Source organism: Pedobacter sp. AK013, assembly GCF_014205835.1.
In the GTDB taxonomy this organism is placed as follows: domain Bacteria; phylum Bacteroidota; class Bacteroidia; order Sphingobacteriales; family Sphingobacteriaceae; genus Pedobacter.
On the sequence record NZ_JACHCQ010000015.1, the window covers coordinates 66,531 to 89,305 of the forward strand.

Annotated in this window: 19 protein-coding genes and 1 other RNA gene; 5 read left to right on the forward strand and 15 right to left on the reverse strand. The window is 37.9% G+C overall.

The window, feature by feature from the left end:
- The first annotated feature begins 91 nt into the window (after positions 1 to 91).
- Complete coding sequence (locus HDC90_RS11950; protein WP_184466625.1) at positions 92 to 970, forward strand: polyphosphate kinase 2 family protein; 879 nt, start codon at positions 92 to 94, stop codon at positions 968 to 970.
- On the opposite strand, the gene rnpB is transcribed toward HDC90_RS11950, so the two are convergent.
- From rnpB to HDC90_RS12000, 10 genes are all read right to left on the reverse strand, one after another.
- Positions 970 to 1,352, reverse strand: an RNA gene (gene rnpB / locus HDC90_RS11955) — RNase P RNA component class A. The genes HDC90_RS11950 and rnpB overlap by 1 nt on opposite strands.
- A gap of 88 nt (positions 1,353 to 1,440) precedes the next feature.
- Positions 1,441 to 1,863, reverse strand: a complete 423-nt coding sequence (locus HDC90_RS11960; RefSeq protein ID WP_184466627.1) for a cytochrome c — start codon at positions 1,861 to 1,863, stop codon at positions 1,441 to 1,443.
- A 66-nt stretch (positions 1,864 to 1,929) separates the two neighbouring features.
- Positions 1,930 to 2,580 (reverse strand): SCO family protein, encoded by a 651-nt coding sequence (locus tag HDC90_RS11965; RefSeq protein WP_184466629.1) that lies wholly within the window; start codon positions 2,578 to 2,580, stop codon positions 1,930 to 1,932.
- A 158-nt stretch (positions 2,581 to 2,738) separates the two neighbouring features.
- Positions 2,739 to 2,999, reverse strand: coding sequence for a YHS domain-containing protein (locus tag HDC90_RS11970; RefSeq protein ID WP_184466631.1), 261 nt, complete (start codon positions 2,997 to 2,999; stop codon positions 2,739 to 2,741).
- A gap of 95 nt (positions 3,000 to 3,094) precedes the next feature.
- Positions 3,095 to 3,526, reverse strand: a complete 432-nt coding sequence (locus tag HDC90_RS11975) for a hypothetical protein (RefSeq protein ID WP_184466633.1) — start codon at positions 3,524 to 3,526, stop codon at positions 3,095 to 3,097.
- Positions 3,527 to 3,536: 10 nt separating this feature from the next.
- Positions 3,537 to 4,514 carry a transporter gene (locus HDC90_RS11980; RefSeq protein WP_184466746.1) on the reverse strand — a complete coding sequence of 326 codons (978 nt, stop codon included), beginning with the start codon at positions 4,512 to 4,514 and terminating at the stop codon, positions 3,537 to 3,539.
- Positions 4,477 to 5,502, reverse strand: coding sequence for a cytochrome-c peroxidase (locus HDC90_RS11985; RefSeq protein ID WP_255497621.1), 1,026 nt, complete (start codon positions 5,500 to 5,502; stop codon positions 4,477 to 4,479). The genes HDC90_RS11980 and HDC90_RS11985 overlap by 38 nt, the downstream gene beginning before the upstream one ends.
- A gap of 12 nt (positions 5,503 to 5,514) precedes the next feature.
- Entirely contained in the window at positions 5,515 to 6,285 is a 771-nt protein-coding gene (locus HDC90_RS11990) for an MbnP family protein (RefSeq protein WP_184466635.1), read from the reverse strand.
- A 139-nt stretch (positions 6,286 to 6,424) separates the two neighbouring features.
- Positions 6,425 to 6,709 (reverse strand): hypothetical protein, encoded by a 285-nt coding sequence (locus HDC90_RS11995; RefSeq protein WP_184466637.1) that lies wholly within the window; start codon positions 6,707 to 6,709, stop codon positions 6,425 to 6,427.
- Between the two features lie 346 nt (positions 6,710 to 7,055).
- Positions 7,056 to 8,792 carry a phospho-sugar mutase gene (locus HDC90_RS12000; RefSeq protein WP_184466639.1) on the reverse strand — a complete coding sequence of 579 codons (1,737 nt, stop codon included), beginning with the start codon at positions 8,790 to 8,792 and terminating at the stop codon, positions 7,056 to 7,058.
- Between the two features lie 262 nt (positions 8,793 to 9,054).
- Between HDC90_RS12000 and HDC90_RS12005 the strand changes: the two genes are divergently transcribed.
- Complete coding sequence (locus HDC90_RS12005) at positions 9,055 to 10,368, forward strand: aspartate kinase (RefSeq protein ID WP_184466641.1); 1,314 nt, start codon at positions 9,055 to 9,057, stop codon at positions 10,366 to 10,368.
- Here HDC90_RS12005 and HDC90_RS12010 read toward each other — a convergent pair.
- The gene (locus HDC90_RS12010; RefSeq protein WP_184466643.1) at positions 10,357 to 10,521 is read right to left on the reverse strand and encodes a hypothetical protein; all 165 of its coding nucleotides are present in this window, start codon (positions 10,519 to 10,521) and stop codon (positions 10,357 to 10,359) included. The two genes, HDC90_RS12005 and HDC90_RS12010, sit on opposite strands and share 12 nt — an antisense overlap.
- Positions 10,522 to 10,686: 165 nt before the next feature.
- Between HDC90_RS12010 and lysA the strand changes: the two genes are divergently transcribed.
- A complete protein-coding gene (gene lysA, locus HDC90_RS12015; RefSeq protein WP_184466645.1) occupies positions 10,687 to 11,853 on the forward strand; it encodes a diaminopimelate decarboxylase in 1,167 nt (388 codons plus the stop codon).
- 120 nt (positions 11,854 to 11,973) lie between these two features.
- Here the strand turns inward: lysA and HDC90_RS12020 are convergent, their stop codons facing one another.
- From HDC90_RS12020 to HDC90_RS12035, 4 genes are read right to left on the reverse strand one after another with little or no spacing between them, the layout of a single operon-like run.
- Positions 11,974 to 12,669, reverse strand: a complete 696-nt coding sequence (locus HDC90_RS12020) for an ABC transporter ATP-binding protein (protein ID WP_184466648.1) — start codon at positions 12,667 to 12,669, stop codon at positions 11,974 to 11,976.
- A gap of 8 nt (positions 12,670 to 12,677) precedes the next feature.
- Positions 12,678 to 14,930, reverse strand: coding sequence for a TonB-dependent siderophore receptor (locus tag HDC90_RS12025; RefSeq protein WP_184466649.1), 2,253 nt, complete (start codon positions 14,928 to 14,930; stop codon positions 12,678 to 12,680).
- A 34-nt stretch (positions 14,931 to 14,964) separates the two neighbouring features.
- A complete protein-coding gene (locus HDC90_RS12030) occupies positions 14,965 to 16,389 on the reverse strand; it encodes a DUF3526 domain-containing protein (RefSeq protein WP_184466651.1) in 1,425 nt (474 codons plus the stop codon).
- Positions 16,376 to 17,821, reverse strand: a complete 1,446-nt coding sequence (locus HDC90_RS12035) for an ABC transporter permease subunit (RefSeq protein ID WP_184466653.1) — start codon at positions 17,819 to 17,821, stop codon at positions 16,376 to 16,378. Before HDC90_RS12035 ends, HDC90_RS12030 begins: the two co-directional genes overlap by 14 nt.
- Positions 17,822 to 17,910: 89 nt before the next feature.
- Between HDC90_RS12035 and HDC90_RS12040 the strand changes: the two genes are divergently transcribed.
- Complete coding sequence (locus tag HDC90_RS12040; protein ID WP_184466655.1) at positions 17,911 to 20,112, forward strand: peptidase domain-containing ABC transporter; 2,202 nt, start codon at positions 17,911 to 17,913, stop codon at positions 20,110 to 20,112.
- Positions 20,113 to 20,129: 17 nt separating this feature from the next.
- The gene (locus HDC90_RS12045) at positions 20,130 to 22,775 is read left to right on the forward strand and encodes a lantibiotic dehydratase (RefSeq protein WP_184466657.1); all 2,646 of its coding nucleotides are present in this window, start codon (positions 20,130 to 20,132) and stop codon (positions 22,773 to 22,775) included.

The window sequence follows — 22,775 nt, forward strand, 5'->3', positions numbered from 1 at the left end:
TATATGCAAATTAACGTATTTAATTTACTTATTTTTTAGTTCTATATTTAAATTATTGATGCATCGATTTATCTAAAAACAATACATGATTATGAAAAACGAATTTAAAGGATTAATTGTACAAGGAGATAAGAAATTTTCTTTAAAAAACCATAAAACAGATTTTACCGGAGGTTACAACAAAGAAAAAGCTAAAGATGCATTGGTGAATTCGAAAATAGAACTAGACCATTTACAGGAGAAATTATATGCATCTGGAAAACACTCTGTTCTGATTATTTTTCAGGCGATGGATGCCGCGGGAAAAGATAGTGCAATTGAGCATGTAATGAGTGGACTAAATCCGCAGGGATGCCAGGTGTATAGTTTTAAAGTGCCTACATCTGAAGAATACGAGCATGATTTTTTGTGGAGACATTATAAAGCTTTGCCAGAACGCGGTAGAATAGGCATCCATAACCGTTCGCATTATGAAAACGTTTTGGTTTGTAAGGTGCACCCCGAATATATTTTAAGTGAAAATATCCCAGGTTTTAATGATGTTAAAAAGATCAATAAAAGCTTTTGGCAACAGCGCTATAAAAGTATCAAAAATTTTGAAGAGCATTTAACGGCTAATGGAACAGTAATTTTAAAGTTCTTTTTAAATGTGAGCAAGGATGAACAAAAACAACGCTTTTTAGAGCGTATTGATGATCCTACTAAAAACTGGAAATTCTCATCTGGCGATATTAAAGAAAGGGCCTTGTGGGATAAGTACATGGAAGCCTATCAGGATGCAATTAACGAAACCAGCACAGCAGAATCGCCTTGGTATATCATACCTGCTGATAAAAAATGGTTTGCACGGCTGGCAATAAGCGAAATTATTGAAGATAAATTAAAAAGCCTTGACCTGAAGTTTCCTGTTTTGGGTGAAGCAGAAGTGGCTAAACTCGACGAAACAAAAAGTATTTTATTAAGTGAATAAAAAAATGCAGGTCTATAAGCCGGGTTCTGTTTCCTGATTGCTCAGGATTTCTATCATTTATCCACTATAAACGTTGCCGTTTATCTCTAACGACCTACCCACTAACATCGGACGGGCAGCCCTACGTACGTTAGCCTATTTGGTCTTTCAACTCCCGGGGTTTACAAACCACTACAGTCGCCTGTAATGCTCGTGCGCTCTTACCGCACGTTTTCACCCTTATCCCGGCGTAAAGCCGAGACGGTATATTTTCTGTTGCACTAATCCGTAATTCAGGTTTTCATTCCTGAACCCCTTTCCGTTAGAAAGCGAGATGCCCTGCGTTGCCCGGACTTTCCTCTTTTCCGATTTTATTCGAAACAGCGATAGAACAACCTGCATTTTGTGCAAAGATGGTTTTTTTTAAGCACAAAGGCACAAAGAATAGGAAGATTTATCTCTTGATATCGTCAAGCTAAAATTAATCAGTTTTATTTACAATTCTGCAAATCTTTTGAAACCCTCGAGTAAGGTACAAATCCCTGCTTATTGCCAAATGAATTGGTGATATAAACCACTACCTGTGCTACATCAATATCAGCAAGCTCGGGGAAAGCAGGCATTTTTTCCTTATATTCTTTACCATGGATAATCAAAGTTTCATTTGCTCCATTTTTGATAAAACAGGCCAAACTTGTTTTGTTCGCTTTTAAGAAAACAGAATCGGTTAGGGGAGGTGTAAGTTGGCCAAGCCCCTCTCCATTTTCACCATGGCAGTTCTGGCACTTGGCTTTATAGATATCTTTTCCATTCGACATGTAATTTTGCAGATCAATTGTTTCTTGGTTTTGGCAGGAAACGATAATGGCAACCAGAGAAAGAAAAAATATAATGTTGATGATGTACTTACGCATGGACGTTTTGTAAAGGGAACCGTCATTTCGCTGTACTTCAATCAAAATGACGGTTAAATTATAGCTCTATTTATTATACTCAGCTAATAAAACTGGAATATCTTTTATTAATTGTTCTACCTGATCTTCTTTAGTACCATCGTAAGCACCACGAATATGCCTGTCTTTGTCTATTAAAACCAAATAACCTTGATGAATGTAACCATCTTTTGCTGTACTATCTTCACCAACAGCAACTAAATAATTTTTCTCGGCCAAGGTATAAACGCTATCCTTACTACCATAAAGAAATAGCCATTTCGGACCATCTACACCAAGTTTTTGCGCATATTTTTTTAGAACACTCGGTTTATCATATTTAAAATCGATTGTATGTGATACAAACATCACGTCGGGGTTGAGTTTAAATTCGCTGAAAACCTTCGCAAGATTTCGGTGCATGGTAGGACAGATAGTTGTACATGAAGTAAAAAAGAAATCGGCTATATAAATTTTGCCATCAGTTGCTTTGTTTGTTGTTACCACGCTATCCTGGTTCAGGAAAGACCAGTTTGGAATAGTTTGGTAAACAGTATCAATTTTCTCTATGCCTGCCGCATCTCTAACAGTTTCGGCATGACGCTCGCCATAAAATGGAAGTTTTCTTTCTTGTTTGCAAGCGCTAAATATAGAAACAGCTAGCAGTGATGTAGCTAAATAAGCTGTGATTTTATTCATGATTTTATGTTAAAAATGTAAATATACAAGGTAATTCTTTGGGAAGCATTAATTGTTTGGAAAAGTCGGAAGTCTGAAGTCCGAAAACAGAGGCTTGCATGCTTAGGAATTGCGTTCCCAAACTTCCGACATCGGACCTCGATCTTCTAACTCATAACTTATTTCTTCACATACTTTGCAGGCTCAGCCACAAATTTTTGCTTACAGCTTTCTGAACAAAAATGATAAGTAATTTTATTATACACGGCATTTTTTGATGCATCAGCCTTCACCTTCATTTTACAAACGGGATCTACCGGTACTTTCTTTACCGAATCGATGAGCTTGTTTTTTTGCTTGTCGATTATCGGATTTGCATTTGATTTTAGCGTTAATATGATCAATCCAAGTAGGATTACCAGATAATTTATTTTTTTCATGCTTGATTATTAAAAGTCAGAAACCCGAATACGGGTGTTTTTGATATTTCGCTTGCTAAGCTTTGTATCTTTGGGCTTCCGACTTATAGACTAATTTATTTAATTTGATATACGGCTATCAGTGAATCAGATTCTCTGGTAACCTTAATGTAGCTATCCTCAACAGCCCTGATTTTGATCATTTCAGCTTTGTAATACTCCAGGTCTTCTTGTTTTGTTTTTCCTTTAAAATCATCTTTAAAGAAATGCATCCAATCCATCATTTTTTCATCAGCGGCATTTAACCGTGAAATTAAGTCGCCAATTTTTTGCTTTTGTTTGGTTGAATCTGGAGAAAGTTTAATCCGATCTGAAACCAGAAGCGTGTCTAACTTCATTTTATTCTTGATTACCTTTTCGCCATCAATCATCAATTTGTCATGGATATTGAGCACTTCTTGGCGGACTGCTTTAGCATCAGGTTCTGTTTTGCAGGAAATAAACAAAGCCGTTATAAAATATAGCACGGTAATATTTAATCTGTTCATATGCTGTAATTTAAAAATTGTAAGTAATTCCAACATAAACCTTTCCAGCACTCATCGGGTGATCGGTTTCTGCCTCCCAAATATTCTTTTGTATCCCAGCGTTTAAGGCAATATTTTTATAAAAAACATCTATACCTGCGCCGCCCATCAGGTTATTCATTACATGTTCTCCGGTTTTTTGACCCTTATACTTTTCTCCTCCAGAATATTCATAAAAAAACTGGGCAGAAGGCATCACCTGAATATCTTTACCAATTCTTTGGGTATAAAAAACATTCAGAAAACTGGTGGTACTATTGGCAATACCTTCATCGCGACTATTGGTCCCGTTAACCTTGTAAGAAGTGTTCAGGCTTGCACCAAATTTACCCAAACCCACCATGTAGTTGAGGTACACAAAACCATCAGTGCTACCTGTTCCAGCCTGCATGAGCGAGGAATAACGGATACCTGCCGTATTTTTAAGGTCGTTTTTACCTGTTGGTAATTTTATCCCTGCTCCGGCAATTAACTGTTGTTTGAAATTATCTTCCAGTTTCTGAACAAGGTGGTAGCCCGCATATAGATTGACATCACCAACACTTGATATAGAAGAGGTATATCCGTTGTAGCGCTCACTATTGGAAACATAGGGTAAAATAGCATTGATTTCGAGTTTGCTATTGATGAAATATTTCCCCCTTATTTCTAAGGAGCGGTAAAGCTCATAATCATCAGGATTGCCGTCGTGATTAGTTATCGGCGAATCCTGACTTCTCGCCGGGATAAAGAAACTTCCTCCATTCGGAAATAAGGAATGTGACTGTCCTTCATACCCACTAAATGAGCGGTAGCGGTACAAAAGGCTAATGCTATTGCGGTTATAGTAAGGAGTAATTCCCATAAAACAGCCGCATATATCACAAGCGATAACCTGGCTGCTCATGAGAACGAAAACTAAAATCAATAATTTACGACTCGCTGTATAGTGTATTTTTGATAAATTCATGGTCTGTTAATGTTTTTAAAAAAGCTTTAATCTGTTCTTTTTCTGTTATATTTAGTGGAATTCCTGTTTTCAATTGAACATCAAGATTTGTGGAGGCCTTTATTCCAGAATTGTAATGTTCTAAAACTTCATCTAAGCTGTAAAAACGCCCGTCGTGCATGTATGGACTGGTATATTCGATGTTGCGTAAGGTAGGTACACGGAATTTTCCAAAGTCTGAAGCTACTCCTGTAATGTGCGAACGTCCTTCATCTGCACTGAGCAGATCCAGGCCATTACTTCGGTAAGAAAAATCTGTAAAAAATGGCTCTGCATGGCAAGAGATACATTTTTCTTTGAACAGATTATAACCTGCCAGTTCTGAAGATGAAAAGGAAATGCTGCCCTCTTTACGCATCACCTTATCGTATTTCGAATTACCCGAAACTAATACCGCTGTAAATTGAGCAATCGACTTTAAAATCAGCTGCGAGTTGATTTCTGTTGAACCAAAAGCCTGTTTAAACAAATCAGGATATGGCGCCGTATTTTTCAGGAAAGTAACAATGGTTTGTATATCGGTTCCCATTTCGCAAGCATCGGTAATGGCATTTAATGGTGATGTTTCGATATTTTTTACACCACCATCCCAGAAGAAAGCTTTTTGCCAAGCCAAATTAAAAAGTGGGGGTGTATTTCGCTTTCCCTGACAATTGTTTACGCCATGGCTTACTTTGTGATCAAGCTGTGTAAAGGCTGCAAATTGTTGGTGGCAACTTCCACAAGAAACACTTTTATCTGCGGATAATCTGGCTTCGTAAAATATTTTCTTGCCCAGTGTAAAACCAGCATTACTTAATTTATTGTCTTCGAAATTGTATACCGGGGCAGGAAAGTTGGAAGGAACCGAAAAGGTAATTTTCTTTTCCTCTGGAGTTACTTCTTCTTCGCTCTTGCTACAGGCATACATCAACGCAATGCTTAAAAAAAGCATTGCGAAGACTGTCATTTTCCTTAACATTTAATTGTGGATATGATCTAACCGGAATAAACCATTTGCGTAGTTATTGGCAACAATTACAGAATTTACCCCACCCATGGTAAGGTATAAAGTAGAGAAACTAATATCAGTTTTACCTGTGAATAATGCAGCCGCATTTACTTTAAAGTGCATATTTGGCTTACCATCTGTTCTTACACGAAGTGGATTTGCAGCATTAATTTCAGTACTGAATGTTCTGATTGTGTTATTTGGATCGGTAACGCCACCGATATGGAAAGTAAGTGCATTTCCTGTTGCCGGCGATTGTGGCGAAGTTCCCTCTAACTTAACAAATATGTAGCCGCTGTTCCATGTCCAGAACATACCGTTGATTGGATCTAAAGCACCGGTTTGTGCACCAGCAAAATTGCGGGCATAATCTACGCCGATTGTATATTCAATTTTGATATAATCACCCGTTGGAACATCTTTTAGCGTAATGTTGGTAGATTCTTCTTTAGATGCATCAATTAAAAAATAACTCTCTGGAATTAAATAAGTTGTTCCATCTGCCTTGCTTAATTTAATATTGCTTACATAGTATTTAAATACATTGATTTTGAAATCTTCACCTTTGGCATTTTTGTAGGTGGTGGTATTTAGAACCAGCGGACTTCCATTTACCTGGTTTTCGAATTCAATTGAGAAAGAAGATTTAGTATCTGCTGTAACTTCATCAGCGCTTTTTTTGCAAGAAGATAATAGTATAATAGGGCATAACAATGCCAAAAAGTATTGTGATAATTTCATTTTAAGAAAATTGAATAAGTAAAATTTTTAAGAATTCTAATAGGGATCGCCATGCTGAATTCAATTCAACATCTTATAACCAAGATATGTGATAGCCCCTGAAATAAATCCAGGATGACGATCGAGAAAAGGAATTTACTTAAACCGTTTTCGGTGGATGAAAAATAGAAATGGAAAGATCTTTTAGCGGTTTTTCGATATAAAGACTTTCTGAAGTGATAATAAAATAAGGAAGATGATGGTTTAATGCAATAGTCTGAAATCTGGGCTCAGCCTCCACAACTCTTTTAAGGTTTTCTTGTGCCTGTTTGTTTTTACCATCAAGGTCTTTTAATTTTTTTGCCAGAAAACACTGTCCATCACAATGCAATTCGGGATGTTCTTTATTGATACAAAATACACTGGTAATGTATTCTTTGTTCATTTTATAACCAGAATAAATCACCAACTGCATGAAGCCATTGCTAACGGTACATGTAATGATTAGATATATTAAGATTTTTTTGAACATGGGTATTGCGCTGCAAAAGTATTAAAGAAATTGGTTGCAGCAAAGAAAAAATAAGAAAGGCACAGTACTTTTTGATACTAACAACTTATTTTGAAATTACTATGCCTAAAACGACTCATAAATTGCACATTTGAATTCAGTTACGTCATACTAGCTACATTTCAGTCGAGATGATGACACTAATAAATATTGAATAAACAAAAAACACAGATGAGATCATTCATCTGTGTTTTTACTTTATAAATAACTATTTATTAAGCTATGCCTGCAAATCAGCCATTACCGCTTTAATTTTATCATCAAGATGCGCATTAACCGATTTGAAATCATTTCTATCGGCTAAAGCTGCATTTACACTACAATAGAATTTAATTTTTGGCTCTGTGCCGCTTGGGCGTGCAGAAACAATACTACCATCTTCTGTAATAAACTGTAAAACATCAGAAGTCGGATAATTTAATTTACTTACTTTTCCTGTCGCCAAATCTGTTTCCTGACTTAATTCGTAATCTTTTAGTACTGAAACTTTAGAACCATCCAGTGTTGCAGGTGGGTTTTCCCTAAATTTAACCATCATGGCTTTAATTTCTTCAGCTCCCGATTTACCTTTTTTGGTTAACGAAACTAGATCTTCTTTATAAAGGCCATATTCTACATACATATCCAATAGGGCATTGTATAAACTTGCACCTTTATCTTTATAATAAGCAGTCATTTCAGAAATAAAAGCAGCAGAAACCACTGCATCTTTATCGCGTACCAAATCGCCAACCAGATAACCGTAGCTCTCTTCACCACCACCAATAAAGTATTTTTTACCTTCCAGTTCAGTCATTAACTGGCCGATGTATTTAAACCCTGTTAAGGTATTATAGTAGGTAACATCTTTTTTCTTTGCTATTTCTTCAATCAAATTAGAAGTTACAATCGTTTTAACAATAAACTGGTTGCCATCTAATTTACCACGCTCTTCCCAAGCAGATAAAAGATAATTGATTAATAAACTTCCGGTCTGGTTACCATTAAGTAATACCCATTCACCATCGTTATCTTTTACGGCAATCCCTACGCGGTCAGCATCAGGGTCTGTTGCCAAAACTAAATCGGCATCAATTTCCTTTGCCTTGTTCATGGCCAGGGTTAATGCATCTTTTTCTTCTGGATTTGGATATACTACTGTAGGGAAATTTCCATCCGGCGTGCTTTGCTCTTCAACTAAAGTTACATTGGTAAAACCAAATTGGGCCAATGCTTTAGGAACCAAAGTAATTCCTGTTCCGTGGATAGGAGAATATACGATTTTTAGATCATGTTGTCTCTTAATAGCATCAGGAGAAATCGAAAGTGCCGTAATACCATCTAAGTAAAGCTTATCTACATCTTCACCAATCAATTCGATATTCTCATCTACACGGTCGAATTTTACTTCATCAATACTTTTGATCTTATTTACTTCATCAATCACCAATTTATCATCAGGAGAAGTAAACTGGCCACCATCAGCACCATAAGCTTTATAACCGTTATATTCTTTAGGGTTATGCGAGGCGGTTAACATTACACCACTTTTGCAACCAAAATGACGTACAGCAAAAGAAAGTTCAGGTGTTGGTCTCAACGAAGAGAAGAAATATACGTGTATGCCATTTGCAGAGAAAACATCAGCTGTAATTTTTGCAAAATAATCAGAGTTGTTGCGACTATCGTGTGCAATGGCAACTTTAATTCTTTCGTTCGGATACTTATTATTCAGGTAATTGGCTAAGCCCTGTGTGGCTGTTCCAATGGTGTATTTGTTTATACGGTTGGAGCCTGCACCCATAATGCCGCGCAAGCCACCTGTTCCAAATTCTAAACTTTTATAAAATGCATCTGTTAATTCGGTAGTTGCATCTTTGTCTACAAGGGCCTGTATTTCTGCCTTGGTATTTTCATCGTAATTTCCACTTAACCACTGATTAATTGTGTTTTGTGTTGATTGGTCAATTGCCTGCATTGAGCTGTTTTTTAAATTTAATATCTGGTGTTGAACAAATTTTAGTGAATGATGTTTGGTTGAAACGTATTTATTTCAACTCATCCAAATTTTATTTTGTTGAGGGTGTTGCTTTTAAGCTGCTTTTGTTTAATTTCACGCCCCGATACAATAATAAAGAAAATCCAGTATTAATGTGAGGCGATTGTAACTTTTTTAAAATAGTTGCAGAAACAACTAGGTTGCTGTCGTTTGATCATGGATAAAAACAATTTATAAACAGATGAAAATATTAAAATTTGGGGGTACTTCTGTAGGTAGTCCCGAGCGCATGACGAAGTTGCTGGATATCATTAATCCAAATGAAGAGCAGATTGTAGTTTTATCAGCAGTGTCTGGTACTACAAATAGTTTAGTAGAAATTGCAAATTATTTTTTAGCTGGAGATAAGAAGAAGGGAAGCGAGTGTGTCGAAAACCTATATCAGAAATATAAAGCTTTTGTTATTGAATTATTGCCTGCTGCCGAATTTCAGGAGCAGGGAAATGAAGTGATTGATTATCACTTTGGTTTCTTAGCAGGCTTGGCAAATGATATTTTTACTTCAATTGAAGAGAAAGTAGTTTTGGCACAGGGTGAACTATTGTCTACAACTTTGTACCATATTTATTTAAAATCAATTGGTGTGGCATCGGTGCTGCTTCCTGCTTTAGATTTTATGAAAACGGATGAAGATAACGAACCTGATATTCCGTTTACCACGAAACATTTAATGCCACTTTTGGAGCAACATAAAGACAATAAATTATTCATTACCCAAGGTTACATTTGTCGAAACAGTTTTGGCGAAGTAGATAACCTGCGCCGTGGTGGAAGCGATTATACAGCATCTTTATTGGGTGCTGCAATTCTGGCTGAAGAAGTTCAGATCTGGACAGATATAGACGGAATGCACAACAACGATCCACGTATTGTTAAAGGAACAAAACCGATCGCCCAGCTATCATTTGATGAAGCAGCTGAGCTAGCCTATTTTGGAGCGAAGATTTTGCATCCTCAATCTGTTTTCCCTGCACAGAAATACAAAATTCCGGTTCGTTTATTAAATACGATGGAGCCCTCTGCGGCAGGTACTTTAATTACCCACGATAGCGAAAAAGGTAAAATTAAATCAATAGCAGCTAAAGATGGGATTACGGCAATCCGTATCCAATCTAGCCGCATGTTATTGGCTTATGGTTTCTTGCGCAGAGTTTTCGAAGTATTTGAAAGATATAAAACACCAATCGATATGATCACCACTTCGGAGGTGGCCGTATCCTTAACGATTGAAGAAACAGCACATCTGCCGCAGATTATTGAGGAGCTGGAGAGTTTCGGAACAGTAGAAGTAGATACCGATCACAGTATTGTGTGCGTAGTGGGCGATTTCGGTTCGGAGAAACATGGTTTCGCCAGCAGGGTGTTAGAAGGTTTAAAACACATCCCCATCCGCATGATTTCTTACGGAGGTAGCAATTACAACGTTTCGCTTTTAATCCTAAGCGAGTATAAAACGGAGGCTTTAAGAAGCTTGCACAATAGATTATTCGAATAGAAGAAAAAATGCGCCGATAATGACCAACAATCCAATAAGGAAGTGAATAGCCAGGAAGCTTGATGGTAATAACTCATTTTTGTATTTTTTGTAGGAATTATACAATCCTGCAGAAAGGATGAGAACAATAAATATGGCGGCTACTATCTTCATTTTTTGATAAATAATAAGAACAATACGATGAGGAGTAATACGATAAAAAATCGAATTTTTCCATTGTATTGTTTCTGGGTAATTCTTCCATGCTTTAAATCCAGGTAGTTACCCAAATAAATTAGCCCAAAGAATAAAATTAAAATTATAATAAGGAATTTGAACATGTTCGCCGATAAAGATATATCAAAGTTTAACAATATTGAAACGCCTTTTTACTACTATGATACCAACCTGTTGCAAAAAACCTTGCACACCTGTGCAGATGCAGCAGCTCCATATCAATTTCATATCCACTATGCACTAAAGGCAAATTTCAATACTGTACTGTTAAACCAGATCAAAGAAATTGGTTTTGGTGCAGATTGTGTGAGTGCCGGTGAGGTAAGAAGAGCAGTTGAAGTTGGCTTTGATCACAAAAAAATTGTATTTGCCGGAGTTGGTAAATCTGATAAAGAAATTAATGAGGCATTAGATCTGGATATTTTCTGTTTTAACGTAGAATCCATCCAGGAATTAGCGGTATTAAATGAGCTTGCTGAAAAAAAAGGCAAAACCGCTCAGGTGGCTATTCGTATCAATCCAAATGTTGATGCGCATACCCACCACAACATTACCACTGGTTTGGACGAAAATAAATTCGGGATCAATTCATGGGATTTACAAGAATGTGCCGATGCCTTAAAAGCTTCGTCAAACCTGAAATTTATCGGCATTCATTTTCATATCGGCTCACAGATTACCAATTTGGATGTTTACAAAAACCTCTGTGTGCGTGTAAACGAATTTGCAGCCTGGTTTGAGGATAAGGGTTTTACTTTAAAGGTTTTAAACGTTGGTGGTGGTTTAGGTATCGATTATCACAATCCTGATAACCAGATCCCTGATTTTAAATCTTATTTTAAGATTTTTAACGAATTTCTTACCGTTAAACCTGGTCAGGAAGTGCATTTCGAATTGGGTAGGGCTTTGGTTGGTCAATCAGCATCGCTAATTACAAGAGTTCTGTATGTAAAAAATGGTAAGAAGAAAAATTTTGTGGTTTTAGATGCCGGTATGACCGAATTGATGCGTCCGGCCTTATACCAGGCTTACCACAAGATTGAGAATTTGTCTCAAATCTCAAATATTAAATCTCAAACCTCAATTAAGTATGATATCGTCGGACCAATCTGTGAAAGTACGGATTGCTTTGGTAAAGAAGTAGAACAACCAGAATCTTTCAGGGGCGATATTTTTGCCATCCGTAGTGCTGGTGCTTATGGAGAAGTAATGGCTTCAAAATACAACTTAAGAGATGCAATAAGATCAGTTTATAGCTACGAGATATAATTAACCATTTTAAAAAAAGATCGTCATTTCGAGCGAAGTGCAACGGAGTCGAGAAATCTGTCCTGAGGTAAATCTCTCCATTCCACTGCGTTTCAGTCGAGATGACGATTTTTCTTTCAATTAAATCGTCTCCAGGTACAGTTTCTGAAGATCAACTGCCGAAATATCCTTAGCATCCAGCGTATGCACAAGAGAGCCCTGTCTCATAATTCCAATCCTGGTGCCTACATTTACCGCGTTAAAAATATCATGTGTGGCCATAAAAACACTCCGGCCATCCAGCGAAAGCTGTTTTACAATTTCACTAAACTCATCTGTAGCTTTAGGATCAAGACCACTTGTTGGTTCGTCCATTAAAATAACCCTGGCATTTTTAGCCACTGCTATGGCGATTCCTACCTTTTGTCGCATACCCTTACTGTAACTGCCCAGCCTTTTATGAAAAGCGTCAGGCTGAAGACCAGCTTGAAGCAAAAATGCTTCAAGCTCATTTATTTTATAACTATAACCAGCAATACGGCTAAAAAAATCAAGATTTTCAATGCTGCTCAGGTGACTATAAAGCATCACCACTTCGGGAATGTAGGCTAAAAACTGTTTGGTTTGCTCGTTATTGGGGCTAACCAATATATCGTTTACCCTGGCTTCGCCACTACTGGCTACTGTAAAGCCAAGAAAAAGGTTAATGGTAGTGGTTTTGCCTGCACCATTCTGTCCAAGCAAACAAAATACTTCTCCTGCCTCTACCTTTAAATTCAGGTTATTTAAGGCAATATGGTCCTGGTATTTTTTGGTTAATCCAATCGCTTCTAACATATAAAAAACTAAAATTTTACGCCCAAAGAAAGCCTGATGGTAAAAGGCTCGCCTTCAATAAAGAAATAATTATTGCCCGGATAAGGGAAATCAGTAGTAATATCGCCCGAAGCCATATAACGCTTGTTGGTTAAATTATCAGCAATAAGTCTGAACATATATTTAGGATTGTTAAAACTCAATCCTGCATCAAATTTGGTGTAATTGGGTAAGTAGGTATCGCGCTGACTAATAGCCGAAAGTTTAGTAATGGTGGTTTGGCCTGCGCTGATTGAAATTTTATTATAACCTTTTAGAGGAATGCTGTATTGCAACCAGGTATTAAACACCTGTTGAGGCACATCAGGCATTTTTTGTCCCACAATGGAAGGATCATCGGCTGTTGGATTGAGGTTATTGTCTTTGGTAATTTTGGCATCCACATAGGTGTAATTCGTGATCAACGATAGGCGATCGGTAATATTCCCGATTACATCCACCTCAAAACCATTGCTTACTACTTCGCCTAATTGAAGGTAGTAGGCAACTGTTCCAGCAGTGGCGGTGTAAATCCTGAAATCTCTTGCCGCTACATTTCTTTTTACCGTATGGAAACCATTTACAGTCGTTAGTAAACGGCCATTAAACCAGTTCTTTTTAAGGCCAAGTTCAAGGTTGGTGCCTAATTCCGGTTCAACAGGCTTTGATGCTGTAACCGTTTTTTGTCCGGCCTGCGCACCATCAATCGTTTCGGTAACTACCTGACCTGTCTTAGGCACAAAGGATTGATCAAATAGAAAATAAATGGAAGATGTAGAATCAGGCATAAAACTTAATGCAGCCCGGGGCGAAAGCGCATGTTGTTTATAATAGTCGGGCACACGCGGACCTTTGGTTGTGGTTAAAATGTTGCGGTTGCGGTAATCTGTATAACGCGCACCAACGGTCAGTAAAAATTTATCCAACGCGATATTATCATAAATATAAGCTGCAGAATAGTGGATGTGGTTTTCCTGCCTGATTGATCTTTTGGTAATACTCACCGTATTCGGATCTACATAAAAATTAGGATTATTCCTGTCAAATGGGGTAGAAATAGTACCATAGTAGGTAGATAAAGAGTCGTTACCCTTGGTATAATCACTTCCGATCAGTAAATTATGTTTAAATGCACCGGTTTTAAATTTTCCTGATAAAAATAGGTTGGTATTATAGGTTTCGCCCAGCAGGTTCGAGTTACTGGCAATGCGGTTGGTTTTGCCCTGATTGTTAAAACTGATCGATGTTCTGTTATTTGCCGATACCATATACCATTGGTTGGCTGGCGATTTGACAAAATTTGACTGGGAGGTAAGTTGCCAGTTTTCGTTGAATTTATGAACAGCGCTAAATCTGAAAGTATGTGTTTGAGAAACACTCAACGGCAATCCGATACCTGCACTGAAATTCATGCTAACCGGATCCTGTAATACATCTTTATCCTGACGTAATTTGTTAATTGACGAGCCGTTTTTAACCTCTCCGCGAATGTAATTGTATTCGGCAATCAGGTAAGTGCGGGGGCTAAAATTGTATTGTAGCACAGGCGCAATTACGTATTTAGTGGTTTTCATGTAATTGAGGTACGAATCCTGATGCTGAAACGCCGTATTAAAACGGTAAGAAAAGCCCTTGCTTTTTAAAGCACTTCCAATATCTGCACTAGCACGGAAAAGATTATAATTACCACCTGTAAGCTGTACATTCAATAGTTTTTCCTTTGGCGATTTGGTTACAATATTTAAAGTTCCTCCGGGTTCGCCTAAAGCACTTATAAAACCTGCCGGACCTTTAATAAACTCCAGGTTTTCGATTAATGATTCATCATCCAGTGTTGCACCCAAAACCAGGCGGTTTGGCATACCGTTAATTGTAGTCGCGGCATTAAATCCCCTTACTTTTATGGATGCCGAATTATCAAAAGGCGAGCTGTTATAACCAAAATAAACACCACTGGCATTTCTGGCCATATCTTTTAATTGCAATGCACCTTGTTGCTGTATCAGGGTTGAAGAAATACTGATGATATTCTGTGGCATCTGCAATAGGGGAACCTGCATCCTTAAGGTGTTGGATAAGGTGTCTTTTTTGAGTTTAACGGCTTTCTGACCATCAATGCGGATTTCGTTAAGCTGACGTGTTTTTATCGAATCCTGTGTTGATCTGTTCCGTTTCTCGTGCTGTGCAAAAACCTGTTGTGCCGAAATAAATAAGAGTAAAATCAGGTAAAGTGTTTTCTTCATTTTTTTGTGTGATTGAGATGTGTTGTCGTTTGAATTATATTTTAACAGTGATTTTCCTGGAAAGAAATATGATACAGAAACTGATGCCAGAGAGATATAAAATGCCAATAGCAATTTCCTGGTATTTATTTTTTATAGATTTAAGTTTAAATTGAGGTAGATTTTTTAAATCATTTAAGCTTAGCTTTTTATCTGAAATAATATAGCCAGTCATAAAATCTACCCATGTTTTTTGAAAATCGTTTACCTGTCTCTGATAAGAGAGATAATCGTTAAGACCTGTGCCGGCTATTCCGTTCAAGAAGTATTGCGTTTTAATTGCCGGATTAAACCAGTTTAAACATCGATTGGCTTCGTTTTGCGCAGCAGGATACCGGTTGTAGTTTTCAATAGCCTGTGTCATACGCCTGCCCAAAAGATCGTAATAAGCTGCAAAGCGTTTGTTACTGGTCTCGCTGGTATCGGATGTTTCCCTTAAAGGATTATATTTAGGATTGTTCAGATAAAAAGTATCGATCAATAATTTACGCGGCATGGCCCAAATGGTTTCACTGTTTTCCCTTAAAGCCACAGCAGCCCCGGTTTTTAAGGGAATGGGGGAATACAAGCGCACCACGGTGTTGCATAATGCCGGCAATAAGATTAACAAGGCGCACCACAGGCCTAAAAGATAAAGGGCATTGTGTACGGAACTTTTTCCCAACCTCAGTATGAAAAAGGTAATAGCAAACCAGAATAAAAGATAAGCACTGTTGCTCAATAGCCAAAATAGAGCAGCCTTCAAATCAAATGGAATCAGGGTAGCAGAACTGATAAATCCGATGATACTCAATAACCAAACCATTAAACCAATCAGGAGAAAACGAAAAGCAAGTTTGTAACCGATAATTTTCCCGAAATAAACTCCCTGCAATGAAAGTAATTTATCAGTTTGTTGCTCCTTCTCTTTAGACCAGGTATTGTAGCTCAATGCAATAGCCAGTATCGGCAGCAGGAAGATAATCACATAAGCCAGGTCAAAATTACCCGAAGCTAACATTTCGGGGTTTGAAATTTCGGCATTTGAACCCTGCATAAAATTGCGTCGGCGGGTAATCACATCGTAATAAGGTTGCAAATCGCTTTGGCCTACCGATAAAATGCTTATTGATTGAGGTTTATATATGGCATTTAAAGGATTTTTATACTCAATTACTGAAGGAATGCCAGCCTGGTTAAACAGAATTTTACCTTCAGCAGTAGTGGTATCTGCCGAAAAAGCGGCTTCTATTTCCTTATATTTTTTTTGATACCCGCTTTCCAGGCTATCTATGGCTGCTAACTGCTTTTCAGTAAAATGGTAACCATAGTAAATGCTATAAATTCCGGTCAGGAAGAAAAAACCGATCAGCAACAAGATAAATTTTTGCCTGGCAAGCAATCTGAGTTCAAATAAAAAGATGGTTTTAAGCAGTTGCATAATGATAGGCTAAATAACGTGAAGCAATAAATTGGAGAGACAATACAAGGATCAAAACCCAGCCGGCAAGTGAGAAAAAAGCTACTTTTCTTAAATTTAACACCTGGTTAAGCTCAGGCAGTTGATATTTAAAATCTTTAAGCAGGCTGAAGTATTCCGGGCCAATAATATATTCGCCTTTAATACCTTTACCATGCATAGCAAGTTGCATGTTCAGCCGCCTGATGAGCTCGTTACGGTATGTTTGGGCCTGTTTAAAGAATTGTTCATGATGGTAAAAATCAGATCCTGCCAAAGCCATCGATAAACGCTTTGTGGACAAAAAAGGATCGAAAATTCCTGAAATAGTTAAAAAATGCTGCTGTTGATCAAAACTCTTTTTAACCGATTTAAAATAATGGTTAAAAGCCATACTTCGGTAATCTTCATTAAACTGAAGTGTTAAACCATCAATATTAAAAGGTAATGCAGCAACGCTATCTACCCGATATTTTTTTAACAGGCTATTGATATAGCGCTCACCGCGTGCTGCATAAGGATCATTTCCGTTTAAACCTTTTCTATAGCCCTGTTCAACAAGATCACTAAAAGTAGCGCGCGACATTAACGGGTAACTTCGGTTCGCAATACCTGTAATGATTTTGGGGAAGATGATTCCGGTAAAAATCCACAGGCATAAAGCTATTAGCAATGCTTTACCAGAATGGCTGCAGATGGCTGAAATGAAGATGCCAGCCAGCGAGATGATCAGGAAATACAATAAAAAAGTAATCAGGATCCATCCTAATCTGGGCAGTAAGAGGGCAGAATCGGTTGAAGATAAAACTACTGCAGCTATCAATATAAAAACAGGCAGTACAATTGCTACAATGAGCAGGTAATTAGCCCAAACTTTCGTCCAGATAATTTTCCGGCTACTCAGGCCCTGGGCCAAAAGCATTTTAAGCGTTCCGCTTTCCTTTTCATTGGTAATGCTGGTAGAGGTATTAAACAGTAGAAATAGGGGAATAAGTAATTGTAGAATCAGTGCGAAGGTGAGCTTTCCAAAACGCATGGCTGTATCGTTATTTGCCGCTTCGTCATCGCTGATTTCGTGCTGTACATGAGCTTCAACCCGGTAGGTACTGCCCGTAAAATCGTTAATGCCAGTATCAAAAACATTGAGCAGGTTAACGGGCTTAAACAGATAGGTTCCGAAATGGCCTGCATCATGCGGATTTCGCTGCTGGCGTTCCCATTGCTGTCTAAAAAGTGTATTTGCAGCCTGGCGCTGCTTATGGTCAGTCTGGTAATTTAAAATTGTGCATATGGCGGCGGCTATAAACAATATCCATATCATAATAGTCGAAATGATAACCGTCTTATTCCGGTAATTCAGTAATAATTCTTTTTTGATCAGCATTAACCAATCGGCTAAACCCTTTTTATGCATCTGAAATTTTATGAACTTTTAATGCATCAAAGTTGCATTATATTTTACATATTTGCAACTATATTGCATTTACAAATTTTCTTTACCGCATGTTTAAAGATTTTATCCGTAGAAATAAGTACCCGTTTTATAAGCAGCCCGATGCAATGGATTGTGGCCCTGTATGTTTGAAAATGGTCGCAGCTTATTACGGCAAAAATCTTTCAATGCAGTATTTAAGGAAGCTGTGCCGGATAGGCAAGCAGGGAACAAGCCTGCTCGATCTTATCGATGCTGCTGATAACCTGGGTTTTAAAACCCTTGCTGTCGAACTGCCTTTAAACAAACTCATAAATATTCCATTACCTTGTATATTACATTGGAATAAAGAACATTATGTTGTTCTTTATGAAGTAAAAGATCACTATTTTTATTTGGCCGATCCCGCTATGAGCAGTAAGGTTAAACTCAGTATTGAAGATTTTTTAGCTGACTGGGTAATCAGTACAGAAAATAAAACCGGAAGGGTTTTGTTGCTGCAGCCCGATCGTTCTTTTGATGACTTAAAGGAAATCCCCGAGCATAAAACTTCGCTATGGTCATTGCTGCCTTACCTTAAAATGCACCGTAAGGGATGGTGGCCAATACTGGTGAGTTTAATATTGGCCAGCGGCTTTTCGCTTATTATCCCTTTGCTTACCCAAATGGTGGTTGATAAAGGCATCCGCGCAAAAAACACCAACCTGCTTTTGCTAATATGCCTTGGTCAGTTAATGCTTTTTTCGGGCCGGATGCTGATGGATTTTATGCGTGCCCGGATATTGTTCCGGATTGGCGCCAAAACAAGCATCATTATGCTAAAAGATTTTTTAGCCAAATTAATGAAACTGCCTTTTTCATTCTTTGACAATCGCCAGGCAGGTGATAATATGCAAAGGGTAAATGATAACCAGCGTATAGAAGAATTCTTAACTAATTTTCTAATCAATTTTATCCTTTCGGCTATTACCTTATTGGTACTTGGCGGGGTATTATTTTACTATAACTGGCAGATATTCCTGCTTTTCATTATAGGGGCAGGGATCAGCATCTTGTGGTCTAACTCTTTTCAACAGAAACGTAAAATCATTGATCAAAAGAAGTTTAAGGTCCTTTCTGCCAATCAGCAATTGCTTTTGGAGATTTTTTATGCCATGCAGGAAATCAAACTCACCGGCAGCGAAGAAGATAAAAAAGAGCTTTGGGAAAGCCTTCAGGATCAGTCGTTTGATTTAAAGCTTGAAGCACTTCAGCTCGATCAACGTATGCAGGGGGTGGGTTCTTTTATCAATGAGGTAAAAAACGTATTGATTACCTATGCTGCAGCTATGCTGGTGATCAATGATCAGATTACACTGGGTGGCATGCTTGCCGTTACTTATGTGTGCGGTCAGCTTAATGCGCCGGTAAATCAGCTGGTCGAATTTTCGAGGGTATCTCAGAACACCAAATTCAGTTTGATGCGGATGGAGGAAGTTCAGCAGGAAGAGGAAGAAGACCCAGAGCTAAAAGAAGAACTGAAAAATGCGGGTCCCGTTGATATTTTATTGAAAAACGTCTCTTTTCAGTACGGAAGCAGGCATTCTCCTTTTGTTTTGAAGAATATCGACCTTTTAATTCCTGCCCGGAAAATCACAGCGATTGTGGGCATGAGTGGGAGCGGAAAAACAACACTTATTAAACTTTTATTGAAATTTTATGGCTTAACCGGAGGCGAAATAAGCCTGGGCGAGCAAAATATAGCACGAGTGAATGCGAAATCGTGGCGGAAACATTGTGGTGTAGTTATGCAGGATGGTTACGTGTTTATGGATTCTATCGCCAATAACATTTTTGCAGGCGCGATTACAAAAGATTACGAAAGGCTTTATGAGGCTGCTAAAATGGCCAATATGCACGATTTTTTCTCATCTATGCCATTTGGCTACGATACTGTGGTTGGCAGGGATGGTTACGGGCTTAGCGAAGGACAGAAGCAGCGTCTGTTAATTGCCAGGATGATTTACCGTAATCCTGATTATGTATTTCTGGACGAAGCCACCAACGCCCTTGATGCACAGAATGAACGATCGATCGTAAATAACCTGAATACTTTTTTTAAAGGCAAAACGGTACTGATTGTAGCACACAGGTTAAGTACCGTTAAACATGCCGATCAGATTATCGTGATGCACCAGGGCGAAATCCAGGAGCAAGGCACCCACGAAAGTTTGCTGCTTAAAAAAGGAAGTTATTATAACCTGATCAAAAACCAACTCGAACTGGGCAAATAAACACCTACTAATTTAATATGAGCTTACAGATTTTTCCTTATTCTTTGGTGCGTTATGCCGGATTACACCATCAACTTTTTAACCATTTGAAGTTTAATGATACTGAAAAACTGCTGGAATCTTTAGGGGAGCTTATTAATGAAAAAGAGCAGTTAAAAAACAGCTTTTGTGATGTTTTATACCTGATCATCACTGAGCAGCAAAATGATAAAGTAAGGCAGCAGTTAATTAATATTAAAAGACAGATATTCAATGATAAAAAGATAAATAATGAGCATATTTTTAACTTGCCACAAGCAGTTAGAAATGATCTGCAAAGTTACCTGGATAAAGCTGAAGAGCTGGCCTTTTTTTTGGAAGAAAAGGCATTAAAATTCGAAGAAGAACAGGATCTGAGCCGTAAATGGTTGCAGCAAATGGCACTTAATCCGGAACTGCAGAATGGGCTTTTACTTTCCAGTCCGCTGCTTTACGAACAATTAAAAAGTTTTGTAAAAAAAGACAGCCGGGCTTTTAAACAAAAGGAGCAGCGTATCCTGTTCAGTTTGTTAAGGTACCTGAGCAGGATGGCCTTTAAAACCTCGCCATTTAGCAGTTTCACCTACACAGGATTAATGACTTTAGATCAGTCGTCGGGTACGTCAGAAAGCCCTGGAGCTGTTGCACAGGTTAAAAGCAGGTTAAAATTAAACAATTCCATATTTGAATATCTTAAAGCCATTATCAAAAAGCATCCCTTATTAAATGAACATTTGTTTGTTAAATTAAACTTAACTGCAGAAATAAAAGAAAATAAAATCTGCTTTTTGAGCAATTTCAATAATATCGAATCTTTTCAGCAGATCAATGCAAACTCCCTGCAATTAATTGTTTACCAACATCTTGAAGATAGCTATAAACCTGTTACCCTGAAAAATCTGATTGATCAATGTGCGATTTATTTGGAAAATCCCAGTCACGAAAGCATAAAGTTTTACCTGATCAAACTGGTTGAAAGCGGGATGCTTGAAATGGATCTTGGATTTTCTGGGATGGATGAGCACTGGGACGATAAACTATTGCTTTTTCTCAAAAACATACAAAGAGAAGAACCCTCGGTTTTAGCGGTCATTTCACTTTTTGAACGCCTGAAAGATTATGGAACAGTATACCAAAATACTGATCTTTTCGAGCGGTTTAATCTTCTTTTGCAAGCCGAGAAGCAATTAAATGCAGTTTTTGCAGAGCTGCAGAAAGAAGCTGGTCTTCCCATGTATAACGCCGCATCAGATGGGAAATTGATGGTTGAGACTCCCGAAATAACTAGTTTTTCAATGCATCAATTTGTGCCTTATTATTTTTCGGCCAGGCATATTTTTTACGAAGATTGTTTTACTGCAGAGAATTTAACACTTCCGGCTCAACCTGTTCAAGATTTCGTCTCGAAAACCGATGAATTGATCAGTTATTTGCTTCCACTCGATGTAATGCGGAAAGAACGGGAAAAAATGATCGGTTTCTTTCTGAAGCAATACCCAAATGATAAAGCCGTAGCTTTGACTACTTTCTATAAAGACTATTATTTCTACGTTAAAAAGCCCGAAAAAGAACATAAAACGGAAGAAGAACTTGATTTTTTAGCGCTTAGAGATTGGAAAGAGGCTGTTCTGGCAAAAATTGCTCAATTAAATCATACCAGTGAAGATCTGATCAGCTTTAACGCTGATTTTTTTGCTGATCTGCCAAAAAGCCAAAATTTGGCTCAAAAATCATCTCTAGGTATGTTCGTTCAGTTTTCAGACAACAAAGATGGCTTTTCGGGTGTTATCAATGCACTTCTACCCGGTATGGGCAAAGTAAATGGCAGGTTTTTATCATTATTTGATCCAGCGGTTACCCTAAGTTTTGTTCAATATAACGAAAAGCTTTTTCCAGATCAGATGAAGGTTGAACTTAACGATGCTTCAACATTCAATGCCAACGTTCACCCACCTCTATTGGCGCATGAACTCGAGCTTCCGGGAGGGAATAACATATATCCTTTAGCTCAACGGTTTAATATCCGTGACTTAAAAGTTAGCTATAATAAGGAAAGAAAGGCGCTTAGCTTACATTCTGCCGATTTGGAATTATTTAGCTACGATTTAAGCCTGGAGTCTTTTTATAATCGGTCTAATCTTTACCAGTTACTTGCGCATTTCAATCCCGATGCCCGCGTATCGTTACAGCCTTTTATTCAGCTGGTTGATCGGTTTTATCTTGATCAACACCCTGTTCCGGCACCGGATATATTTGTCCTGCCAAGAATAGTTTATGCCGAAAATGTAATTATCAGGCGCAAAACGTGGCGGATAAATACGGAGATCATCCCGGTCCAGGGGCTTACCGAATCAGATTTTACTTACTTTATCAGGATAAATAACTGGCTTGACCGGAATAAAATACCCAAAGAGATTTTTATTTTTTTACGAAAACGTGCCTACCAGGCAAAACCAGATGGAAAACGGGAAGGATTGCATGATGATTATAAACCGCAATACCTTTCTTTTACCCACCCCTTGCTAGTCGGGATGTTCAAAAAGCTGCTTTTAAGGGCGGGAGAATACATCACTTTAGAAGAGGTTTTTCCCAAACCTGATCAGAATACGGTACGCGAATATCTCATTCAATGGTACAATAACTAA

Coding starts and splice junctions, on each gene's coding strand:
- HDC90_RS11950 (WP_184466625.1), top strand. CDS start 92: ATGAAAAACGAATTTAAAGGATTAATTGTACAAGGAGATAAGAAATTT.
- HDC90_RS11960 (WP_184466627.1), bottom strand. CDS start 1,863: ATGCGTAAGTACATCATCAACATTATATTTTTTCTTTCTCTGGTTGCC.
- HDC90_RS11965 (WP_184466629.1), bottom strand. CDS start 2,580: ATGAATAAAATCACAGCTTATTTAGCTACATCACTGCTAGCTGTTTCT.
- HDC90_RS11970 (WP_184466631.1), bottom strand. CDS start 2,999: ATGAAAAAAATAAATTATCTGGTAATCCTACTTGGATTGATCATATTA.
- HDC90_RS11975 (WP_184466633.1), bottom strand. CDS start 3,526: ATGAACAGATTAAATATTACCGTGCTATATTTTATAACGGCTTTGTTT.
- HDC90_RS11980 (WP_184466746.1), bottom strand. CDS start 4,514: ATGAATTTATCAAAAATACACTATACAGCGAGTCGTAAATTATTGATT.
- HDC90_RS11985 (WP_255497621.1), bottom strand. CDS start 5,502: ATGACAGTCTTCGCAATGCTTTTTTTAAGCATTGCGTTGATGTATGCC.
- HDC90_RS11990 (WP_184466635.1), bottom strand. CDS start 6,285: ATGAAATTATCACAATACTTTTTGGCATTGTTATGCCCTATTATACTA.
- HDC90_RS11995 (WP_184466637.1), bottom strand. CDS start 6,709: ATGAACAAAGAATACATTACCAGTGTATTTTGTATCAATAAAGAACAT.
- HDC90_RS12000 (WP_184466639.1), bottom strand. CDS start 8,792: ATGCAGGCAATTGACCAATCAACACAAAACACAATTAATCAGTGGTTA.
- HDC90_RS12005 (WP_184466641.1), top strand. CDS start 9,055: ATGAAAATATTAAAATTTGGGGGTACTTCTGTAGGTAGTCCCGAGCGC.
- HDC90_RS12010 (WP_184466643.1), bottom strand. CDS start 10,521: ATGAAGATAGTAGCCGCCATATTTATTGTTCTCATCCTTTCTGCAGGA.
- lysA (WP_184466645.1), top strand. CDS start 10,687: ATGTTCGCCGATAAAGATATATCAAAGTTTAACAATATTGAAACGCCT.
- HDC90_RS12020 (WP_184466648.1), bottom strand. CDS start 12,669: ATGTTAGAAGCGATTGGATTAACCAAAAAATACCAGGACCATATTGCC.
- HDC90_RS12025 (WP_184466649.1), bottom strand. CDS start 14,930: ATGAAGAAAACACTTTACCTGATTTTACTCTTATTTATTTCGGCACAA.
- HDC90_RS12030 (WP_184466651.1), bottom strand. CDS start 16,389: ATGCAACTGCTTAAAACCATCTTTTTATTTGAACTCAGATTGCTTGCC.
- HDC90_RS12035 (WP_184466653.1), bottom strand. CDS start 17,821: ATGCATAAAAAGGGTTTAGCCGATTGGTTAATGCTGATCAAAAAAGAA.
- HDC90_RS12040 (WP_184466655.1), top strand. CDS start 17,911: ATGTTTAAAGATTTTATCCGTAGAAATAAGTACCCGTTTTATAAGCAG.
- HDC90_RS12045 (WP_184466657.1), top strand. CDS start 20,130: ATGAGCTTACAGATTTTTCCTTATTCTTTGGTGCGTTATGCCGGATTA.